At 73.5% G+C, this 5365-nt stretch carries 5 protein-coding genes; 1 reads left to right on the top strand and 4 read right to left on the bottom strand.

The window, feature by feature from the left end; translation table 11 throughout:
• Positions 1-120: 120 nt before the first annotated feature.
• Positions 121-306 (bottom strand): hypothetical protein, encoded by a 186-nt coding sequence (locus ACFV0G_RS18680; RefSeq protein ID WP_380548477.1) that lies wholly within the window; start codon positions 304-306, stop codon positions 121-123.
• A 97-nt stretch (positions 307-403) separates the two neighbouring features.
• Positions 404-2461, bottom strand: coding sequence for a phosphocholine-specific phospholipase C (locus ACFV0G_RS18675; RefSeq protein ID WP_380548474.1), 2058 nt, complete (start codon positions 2459-2461; stop codon positions 404-406).
• Between the two features lie 172 nt (positions 2462-2633).
• On the opposite strand from ACFV0G_RS18675, the gene ACFV0G_RS18670 reads away from it, so the two are divergent.
• Positions 2634-3299 carry an NAD(P)H-binding protein gene (locus tag ACFV0G_RS18670; protein WP_380548471.1) on the top strand — a complete coding sequence of 222 codons (666 nt, stop codon included), beginning with the start codon at positions 2634-2636 and terminating at the stop codon, positions 3297-3299.
• On the opposite strand, the gene ACFV0G_RS18665 is transcribed toward ACFV0G_RS18670, so the two are convergent.
• Both ACFV0G_RS18665 and ACFV0G_RS18660 read right to left on the bottom strand, forming a co-directional pair.
• Positions 3289-3939, bottom strand: a complete 651-nt coding sequence (locus ACFV0G_RS18665; protein ID WP_380548468.1) for a pentapeptide repeat-containing protein — start codon at positions 3937-3939, stop codon at positions 3289-3291. The two genes, ACFV0G_RS18670 and ACFV0G_RS18665, sit on opposite strands and share 11 nt — an antisense overlap.
• Before the next feature lie 119 nt (positions 3940-4058).
• Positions 4059-5249 (bottom strand): low temperature requirement protein A, encoded by a 1191-nt coding sequence (locus ACFV0G_RS18660; RefSeq protein WP_380548465.1) that lies wholly within the window; start codon positions 5247-5249, stop codon positions 4059-4061.
• Positions 5250-5365: the final 116 nt, after the last annotated feature.

Here is a 5365-nt window from a genome sequence, read left to right as displayed (position 1 = left end):
TCACCACCTCGCACCCCATTCCGGTCTCGGGGCTCCCCACCGTGACACAATACGCCGCGGTGACGGCCCCGGGGGCGCGCCGCGAGGGGGGGCCCCCCGGTGCTGCCGTTCAGCGGCGGATCACCACGACTCCTCCGCGTCGTCCATCGGGTCGCGGCCCAGCTCCATCTGCTCGGCCGGCTCCATGGACTCCCGGCCGTGCGATCCGGAGCGCTCCGGATCCTGCCGGGCCGGGTCCTTGGCGCCGGGCCTGGACTTGGCCTGCTCGGCGAGCTGCTGGGCCTTGTCCTTGAACTGGTCCTTCATGCCCATGTCTCCTCCTATGGTCTGGACTATGGGCCTCGGCCAATCAAGCACCCGGCCGCCGGCCCGCACCCCGGGTGCGGACGACCACCCGGACGGCTCAGCCGGAGATGCTCGGCGCCCCCGTCTCCAGGTGCCCGGTGAACCGCTGCGACCAGGTGGCGTCCGAGTCGACGGTGACCGTGAAGTCGTACCAGCCGTTCGTGTACGCGACCGCGTTGAAGTAGTCGCTGGTGGTGCCGCCGGCCGGCACGGTGTAGGTCCACGGGCCGTCGGAGCGGTAGTTGGTGGACGTGATGGTGAAGGTGACGGCGGCCGTTCCGGTGTTGGCGAGCCTGAACCAGACGGCCTGCTTGCCGGTGTCCGGCGCGGCGGCGTAGCCGACGGTGGCCGCCGCCAGCTTGCCGGGCTTGGTCGCGTCACCCTTGAAGCGCCTCAGGAAGCGGTTGGGGCCGACCACGCTCAGGTCGTACGGGCCGCCGCCGAAGCCGGTGCCGCAGTTGAAGAAGTCGCTGGTGGAGCCGCCGGCGTCGACGGTGTACTGCCACGGCCCGCCGCTGCGGTAGGCGTTGGCGTAGGCGGCGAAATGGGCCGAGCCGGTGCCCTGGTTGGTCATCGCCAGCCAGACCTTCATCACACCGCCGGAACCGAACTCCAGGTGGTCCAGGTTGGCGTTGGGCTGGTACGGCAGGGCGCGGGCCGGGCGGGTGCCGGCCTCCTGCTGGGGCAGCTTGTTGTCGACCGGCGCCGGGTTGGGCAGCGGGCCGCAGGCGGACAGGCCGATCGTGGCGGAGGTGTCGGGCAGGGCGGGCATCCCGTACACCGGGTTGGCGAAGTCGAACATGCCGGTGAGGTCGCCGCACACCTTGCGGCGCCAGGCGCTGATGTTGGCGCAGTTCGCGGGCTTGCCGATGGCCGCCGTCCAGCGCTCCAGGAAGCGCAGCACCGAGGTGTGGTCGGAGACCTCGGAACTGACCCAGCCGCCGCGCGTCCAGGGGGAGATCGCTATCAGCGGGACGCGGAAGCCGAGGCCGATGTTGGTGCCGTTGTAGAACTCGCCCGCGGTACCGGCCGGGGCGGCGGGCGGCGGGACGTGATCGAAGAAGCCGTCGTTCTCGTCGTAGTTGAGGAACAGCACGGAGGAGTTGAAGACGTCCGCGTCCGCGTTGAGCGCGTCCATCACCATGTGGACGAAGTGCGCGCCGTCGGCCGGGGTGGCGTACGGGTGCTCGGAGGACGCCTGGTCGGCGACGATCCAGGAGACCTGCGGCAGGGTGCCGGCGACGACGTCGGCGCGGATCGCGGCGGCGATGTCGTCCGGGGTCCGCCCGGTGACCTTCGGGACGGAGCCCATGCCCTTGACCGCCAGCGCGCTGCCGGCCGGGGCCGAGCTGAACTGGGTGAAGTAGGCGAGGGCGTTGTCGCCGTAGTTGTCGGCCGCGTTCTGGTAGACCTTCCAGCTGACCCCGGCGTTCTCCAGCGCCTCGGCGTAGGTCTGCCAGCGCAGGCCGGACTCGTCGCCGCCGTCGTAGGCCGGGCCGCCCGCGGTACCGGCCGGGTCGATCATGCCGGACCAGTGGTAGGTGCGGTTGGGGCCGGTGGCGCTCAGCACCGAGCAGAAGTAGGCGTCGTTGACCGTCCAGTTGTCGGCCAGCGCGTAGTGGAACGGGATGTCGGCGCGGGTGAGGTAGCCGAGGGTGCGGACGTTGCCCTTGGCGGAGACCCAGGAGTCCAGCTTGCCGCCGTTCCAGGCCTTGTGCTGGTCGGACCAGGCGTGCGACAGGTCGCCGTTGCACTGCGCCAGGCGCTCGGGGTCGGCGCCGCCGGCCGGCTTGGTGGCGCTGAACTGCCAGGGGTACTGGCGGCCGAGGCCGTTGGGCTGGTTGAAGACGCTGTACCCGCCGGCGACCTGGATGGCGCTGCGGTCGGCGAAGCCGCGGACGCCCTTCAGCATGCCGAAGTAGTGGTCGAAGCTGCGGTTCTCCTGCATGAGGATCACGATGTGCCGGGCGTCGGCGAGGGTGCCGGTGGTGCTCAGGTTCGCCGTCGCCGCCGAGGCCGGCTGGCTGCCGCCGCCGGCCGCGCTGCCCGCCACGGCCGCGCCAGCGGCGGCGCTCGCCGACAGCGCCATGAACTTCCTACGACTCAGCTCAGCCATCGGGCCGCCGTCCCTTCGGTGATGTTGTATGAACACGTTGCCCGGACATCGGACGCGGAGAATCGTCACGCACCCGGGGGCGGCATGGCCATGGCCGGGAAAGAACTTTGACGGATTGTTCGCCGCCGCGTCGTCCGGCGACCGGAGGGTGAACGGGGATAGCGTGGCCGGTATGCGCATCGTCATCGCCGGCGGACACGGCAAGATCGCCCTGCACCTGGAACAACTGCTCGCCGAGCGCGGCGACCGGCCCGTCGGCCTGATCCGGCGGGCCGAGCACGCCGAGGACCTGCGGGCGCGCGGCGCCGAGCCGGTGCTGTGCGACCTGGAGTCGACCGACCCCGCGACGCTCGCCGCCGAGCTGGCCGGGGCCGACGCGGTGGTCTTCGCGGCGGGCGCCGGGCCCGGCAGCGGGGCGGCCCGCAAGGACACCGTCGACCGCGGCGCGGCCGTGCTCCTCGCGGACGCCGCCGAGCTGGCCGGGGTAGGCCGGTACGTGATGGTGTCCTCGATGGGGGCCGACGCCGCGGCGCCGGACGGCGACGACCCGGTCTTCGGCGCCTACCTGCGGGCCAAGGGCGCGGCCGACGACGACCTGCGGGCCCGGCCGGGCCTCGCCTGGACGGTGCTGCGACCCGGCCGGCTCACCAACGACCCGCCCACCGGCCGCGTCCGGCTCGCCGAGCACACCGGCTGGGGCTCGGTGCCCCGCGCCGACGTCGCGGCCGTGCTGGCGGCGCTGCTCACCGACCCGGCCCCGGCCGTGGGGCGCACGCTGGAGCTGGTCTCCGGCGACCGGGCGGTGGCGGAGGCCGTGGCCGACCTGGTCAGTCCTTGACGGTGATGCCCAGTGCGTGGGCGAACTGCGGTGCGAGCTCCAGCAGCTGACCGGTGTTCAGTATGGCTCCGGACAGGCCCTGGTGGCCGTCGGGCAGGCCCAGGCGGGCCGCGCCGCGCAGGTCCACCCGCTCCATCCGGGCGCCGCCGAAGCGCACCCCGTCCAGCGTCGAGCCGGGCACCGAGACATCGGTCAGCCGGGCCCCGGCGAAGTCCACGTCGCGCAGCAGGCAGTCCTCGAACACCACGTCGCGCAGCACCGCGCCGCGCAGGTTGACCGACTCCAGCTTGCAGCCGCGCAGCACCGTGCGCCGCAGCTGGGCGCCGTACCAGGCGACACCGGCCAGGACGGATCCGAGCAGGGCGGTGTCCTGCCACTCGCTGTCGACGAGCTCGGTGCCGACCAGCCGGCCGCCCTGGATCCACACCTCGTTCCAGCGCGACGTGCGCAGCGCCGTGCCGGCGAGCTCGACGCCGGTGAAGGCGCACTCCAGAAAGCTCGCCCCGCTGGCCTGGCCGGTGTACTCGCCGCCGTCGAAGTGCACCGTGTCGTACCGGGCGTCGCGGTGCAGCGCACCGGAGTGCGGCTGCAGCAGGTCGGCGTACGGGAGGTCGGCGAGCTGCTCGGGGACGTCGGCCATGGCGGTGCCGTTCTGTTCGGGCGGCCGTGCCGCGCCGCGGGGGCGGGCCCGGCCCGCGGGCGGGCGGACAGGCTGCTGCCGGCCATGGTCGCAGCCGGCACCGACAGTGCGGGGCCGGCTCACTCCTCGCGGGCGTGCAGGGCGATCCCGACGGCCACCGCGGCGGCCGCGACCAGGCCGGCGGCGAGCACCCCGGCCCCGCCGAGGGCGGTGCAGGCGAGCACCGCGGCGGCGGCGACCGGCAGCACCGCCGTCTGGGCGGCGCCGCGCTTGAGGTGCCGCGCGTGCAGGGACCAGAGCGTGAAGAGGTAGAGCGCGGCGGGCACGGTCACCGCGGCGGTGGCGGCCGCCGCCGTGATGTGCGCCGCGCCGACCGCGTGCTCCACCGCGACCTCCAGGCCGGCGCCGATCGCCGCCGCGGAGCCCAGCACCAGGTAGTGGCCGTAGCCCCAGAGGAACGCCTGCCGGTTGGAGCGCAGGTGGTCGTGGATGGGCCGGGCGAAGTAGATCCACCAGGCCGAGAAGCAGAGCAGGATGCCGCCGGCCGCGATCGGCAGCAGTTCGCCCAGGGCCTCGTGCTCGTCCAGGGCGGTCTGTACCGCCAGGGTGGCCGCGGCGACCGTCTCGCCGAGCACGATCAGGGTGAACAGGCCGTACCGCTCGGCGATGTGGTGCGGGTGCCAGGTGGTCTGGGCGTCGCGTTCGGCGATCACCGGGACGGAGAGCTCGGCGAGGATGCCGAGCGGGACCACGTAGTTGTACGCGTCGTGCGGCACCAGGAGGATCAGCCCCCAGCCGATCTGGCAGAGGGTGATGCCGAGCGCGTAGCGCAGGGCGACCCGGCGGGCGGCGCCCTCCTCGCAGGCGGCGGCGCGCAGCCACTGGCCGACCATGGCGAAGCGCATCACGACGTACCCGGCCACACCGAGCACCAGGTCGTGGTCGTTGAACATCCGGGGCACGCCCGCCGCGAGGATCAGCACGCCGGTGATCTGCACCAGGGTGGTGAGGCGGTAGGGCACGTCGTCCACGTCGTAGGCCGAGGCGAACCAGCTGAAGTTCATCCAGGCCCACCAGATGGCGAAGAAGACGAACAGGTAGCCCGACAGGCCGGTGCCGAGCTGCCCCTCGGCGAGGTGGCCGGCGAGCTGCCGGCCGGCCTGGGCGACCGCGACCACGAAGCAGAGGTCGAAGAAGAGCTCCAGCGGGGTGGCCGTGCGGTGCGGCTCGTCCCGGCTCCGCGGCGCCATCCGCCGGACCGGCCGGCGGTGCTGGAGATGGGCCGGGAGCTGCGCCGGGTCGCCGGTCATGGGGCCGCCTTACGGGGGGTGTCGGGGCGTGTCACCGGGCGATCCTGGCAGTCCGGCCGGTCCGGCGCACGCACCCCGCCCGCACGCCGGGGAGGTGCGCGGCCGGCCGGTCCTTG

Origin of the sequence: Kitasatospora sp. NPDC059571, assembly GCF_042735675.1 — a bacterium.
Lineage (GTDB): Bacteria > Actinomycetota > Actinomycetes > Streptomycetales > Streptomycetaceae > Kitasatospora.
This window is presented reverse-complemented; position numbering and strand designations above follow the sequence as displayed.

What these genes read in the sequence shown, in the direction of transcription:
- ACFV0G_RS18675 (WP_380548474.1), bottom strand. Translation starts at nt 2,461, where the DNA reads ATGGCTGAGCTGAGTCGTAGGAAGTTCATGGCGCTGTCGGCGAGCGCC.
- ACFV0G_RS18665 (WP_380548468.1), bottom strand. Translation starts at nt 3,939, where the DNA reads ATGGCCGACGTCCCCGAGCAGCTCGCCGACCTCCCGTACGCCGACCTG.
- ACFV0G_RS18680 (WP_380548477.1), bottom strand. Translation starts at nt 306, where the DNA reads ATGAAGGACCAGTTCAAGGACAAGGCCCAGCAGCTCGCCGAGCAGGCC.
- ACFV0G_RS18660 (WP_380548465.1), bottom strand. Translation starts at nt 5,249, where the DNA reads ATGACCGGCGACCCGGCGCAGCTCCCGGCCCATCTCCAGCACCGCCGG.
- ACFV0G_RS18670 (WP_380548471.1), top strand. Translation starts at nt 2,634, where the DNA reads ATGCGCATCGTCATCGCCGGCGGACACGGCAAGATCGCCCTGCACCTG.